Source organism: Ligilactobacillus equi DSM 15833 = JCM 10991 (assembly GCF_001435735.1).
Taxonomy (GTDB): Bacteria; Bacillota; Bacilli; order Lactobacillales; family Lactobacillaceae; genus Ligilactobacillus; species Ligilactobacillus equi.
Genome location: NZ_AZFH01000081.1, coordinates 1 through 3,257, shown reverse-complemented (window position 1 = coordinate 3,257; position 3,257 = coordinate 1). Strand labels below are relative to the sequence as shown.

The window sequence follows — 3,257 nt, the reverse complement described above, 5'->3', positions numbered from 1 at the left end:
TTTAACATTTTATTTCACCACCTTTCTATACATTTATCGTAACATATGTTGTTTGCCAAACAATATATTGAATCCCAAATGCAAAAATCATTAAAAAACTAACTAAGTTCGGTTAGCTTATCAACAATTCATCCCATGTTTAAAAACATGGGTTTTCTTGTCTGCTAACCTTTATAAAAGGGGATTACAAGGGTTTCATCTCTAACAAAATACCCGCTTCCTCGTCCTTATCTACATATCGTTTCTGCACAAACAAAGACTGAATATGTCTGTCATTTAACCCCGTTTCTTTAAAGATAGGCGTCTCGAAAAATGCGTCTAGAATTGCCTTAGTGTAGTTATCAATATCTGCCGTATTTGAGTCTACGGGAAAAGGGCGGTCAAATTCTGTTGTTTTTCTGCTATTTCTCCTAGGTAAGATAAACATAATTCTGACCTTAATACCTAGATAATCATCCCTAATTTGTCCTAAAATAGGCATCTTTTGTCCATATCTAGAGATAACGTACCCGTCTTGATCTAAGATAGGCCGGCCGTCTTGGTCTAAACCTACATTCTTGGTCTTTACGACTTTTTTACCTCTCTCTTTGTCTATCTTGTACTCAACATCTTCTATCCGTCTAAACCCTTTAATTTCATGCGTATTTCGGTACTGATTTCCATTCCTATCCTTACCCAGTAATTCTTCAACAAGAGCATAATCGGTTTGGCCCAAATAATCTTCAACCCATTTCATAGCTTCATCAAGCCATTTGCGATACTTACTGTCATAATAAGCGTTGTTAATCATGCTGTTGACCCTAGGCCTTTTAGCCCCCTGAGGCTCAAGTGGCACTCTAATTTTCACGGTTCTTCATCCCTTTCTGACAAATATTGCGTTTAATCCCAGTCATCCCAATCGGAGTTAAACTCGTCTTTCTTCTGAGCATATAGTTCCCGTTTCTCTCTATCCCTCTTAGCCTTGTTTATAGACTGCTTAGATAGTTTTTTCTTTCTATCAGGTAACTCACCTCGTCTGATTGCTTCTAAACGGCCGTTAACAAATTTAACCATCCCTCTAAGCCCCTTAACAGTCAATACGCTCTCTAGTTCCTTTATTTTGTCCTCTGGCGCTTCTAAATCAGAAATCCGTCTACTTAGTCTCTTGTACACAGAAACGCTCATATCGGCAGATTTAGCTAATTCTGCGATTGTTCCTACACTAGCCTTGTATGCTAGTTGTTCATCCTGACTCTTATCTGTCTCTGAAGCTTTAGCTTGATAAAAAAACGGCAATAGCATCTCTAATTTTCCTAAGATACTTGCATCAATATCTATGACTGGGGATGCTTCGTTCTTAAAAACTAAGCCTTGCTCCCCACCTTTTTTGAATTTTTTTATCCATGTTGATACTTGATAGGATGAAATACCATATTCTTCTTTGACCTCGTTTCTGGTCTTACGCTTATCTAGAACATCCCTAACGATTTTCAAACGATCATGATACTCAACTCTAACAGGTATTTTTAATTTTTTTTTTGACATTCTTGGTCTCCTGACTATATTTTTCTTAACTTCACGTTTAACCCGTATATTTTGTTGTCTCGCGGATTTTAAATCTAATCTTTGATAATTGCCCCAAAATAATCTCAAAGCGTTAAAACGCAAAATACAAGCTTAGAACGATATACTTATTTTTCTTTCACTAACTCATCAACGTCGAAGCCGTATTTTTTAATATCTGCGATTTCCCTTTCGGATAAGGGTTCTCCTTTTTTTAGCTTATTAGTTACGCTAAACCTAGCAAGCTTCTCTTTTAATTCTTTCTCTTTACGGACTAATGCTTCTGATTCTTCTTTACTCATTTGAGGAACTACATATCCCTCTTTTGCCCAATTTGGTAAGGTTTCTTTCTGGATTAACCTTCGCTTAGTTGTTTTTCTTTGGCTCTGGTTCCTAACCTGATTATTCCCTGTAATCATCTGTTCATAATTTTGCAAGGCGGTAATCAAATAATTATTGAGATTCTTTGGATTCCCACTCATATGTTTTTTGACATACATGAGATGCGTTGTTAATTCTAAGGCATCGTATTTTTCTATGAATGCCTTATAACGATTCAAAACGGGTACTAACTCAAATAACGCATCCTCATTTTGTGTCATTTCAAACGGTAAAATTTGGCTTCCGAACAGGATAGCAAACTCTTGTCGAGACGTGATTTCCTTTGGATCATCACCTGAGTTCTGCAAATCATTAATTTCCAAGTTTGCTTTATCTCGAATGTGAAAAACAATCTTACCTATCCTACGTCCTATCCGTTCTTTTGTGTACGTAATATCTAAGTTGGTACTCCTGTTGATATCATCTACTGCAGTTGCTAAAACTCTACGCTCAAAATCACTGAACTTAGCGTACATCCCCAAGGTATTTGTTAGCCTCTTGAGATCGTCCAAATAGATTTCTGGATTAAGTATTTCTTTGAGCTGTCCCCTCGTTCTTGAGCCTTTATTTTTATAGTTCTCGTATTTGTTGTACGATTTCATGAGGAACTTATAAATCGAAATATTACTTGTATTTGAGAGATTCCCGATATCCTGAACATTCAAGCGAGTGTAATCCCGCTTTAAATCAGTCAATAACGGTAAAATTTTATCTGTAAATTCTAACTTGATAAAGTCTCCATTTTCCTCAACTTCAATATAGCTGATTGGAGCAATAGTAATACTTTTTTTACGTCCTGTTGGTGTATAAGTTTCAAAAGAGAATACACTTTCTTTGACAAGTTTTCTCATTACCTCTTCAAGTTGATAATTCTTAATTTCTCCCGTTTTAGGTAAAAAACTTTCTACCAGAGAGCGCCTTATTTCTACTATCCGATTTTCATTCGCATCTCCAGTCGGATTTATCGCTCCCACAGCTATTTCAAATAACTTTTGAGGAAGCGTTTCCATTTGGGCGACTGCAGAAATTAACTGATTATCTTGGTACGATTTAGTCCGATTAAGCTTCTCTAATTTATTAATATTTTTATCCATTTTTGGAACAACCTCCTTAAAGCCGACAAAAAACAATCGTTGTCGGCACTTTTGCAAAATCTGTCGGCACTTTCAGTTTTCGTTTATATATCAACATTATAGCTGATTTTTTCTATAAAAAATAGGTATTACTTAAAATTTTCAAACTCATTTAAAGCCGACAAATTTATAGTGCTGTCCACTTTTTCGCAAAATCTGTCGGCACTTTCGCAAAATCTGTCGGCACTTTCGCAAAATCTG

At 36.0% G+C, this 3,257-nt stretch carries 3 protein-coding genes; all 3 read right to left on the bottom strand.

Annotated elements, in window-relative coordinates; genetic code table 11:
- Positions 1 to 184 precede the first annotated feature (184 nt).
- The 3 genes from FC36_RS06485 to FC36_RS06475 all read right to left on the bottom strand — a co-directional run bounded on the left by FC36_RS06485 (position 185) and on the right by FC36_RS06475 (position 3,017).
- Positions 185 to 847: a RusA family crossover junction endodeoxyribonuclease gene (locus FC36_RS06485; RefSeq protein ID WP_025021403.1), complete on the bottom strand. Its 663-nt coding sequence runs from the start codon at positions 845 to 847 to the stop codon at positions 185 to 187.
- 32 nt (positions 848 to 879) lie between these two features.
- A complete protein-coding gene (locus FC36_RS06480) occupies positions 880 to 1,524 on the bottom strand; it encodes a helix-turn-helix domain-containing protein (protein ID WP_025021404.1) in 645 nt (214 codons plus the stop codon).
- A 146-nt stretch (positions 1,525 to 1,670) separates the two neighbouring features.
- Positions 1,671 to 3,017, bottom strand: a complete 1,347-nt coding sequence (locus FC36_RS06475) for a replication initiation protein (protein ID WP_025021405.1) — start codon at positions 3,015 to 3,017, stop codon at positions 1,671 to 1,673.
- Positions 3,018 to 3,257: the final 240 nt, after the last annotated feature.

What these genes read in the sequence shown, in the direction of transcription:
- FC36_RS06480 (WP_025021404.1), bottom strand. Translation starts at nt 1,524, where the DNA reads ATGTCAAAAAAAAAATTAAAAATACCTGTTAGAGTTGAGTATCATGAT.
- FC36_RS06475 (WP_025021405.1), bottom strand. Translation starts at nt 3,017, where the DNA reads ATGGATAAAAATATTAATAAATTAGAGAAGCTTAATCGGACTAAATCG.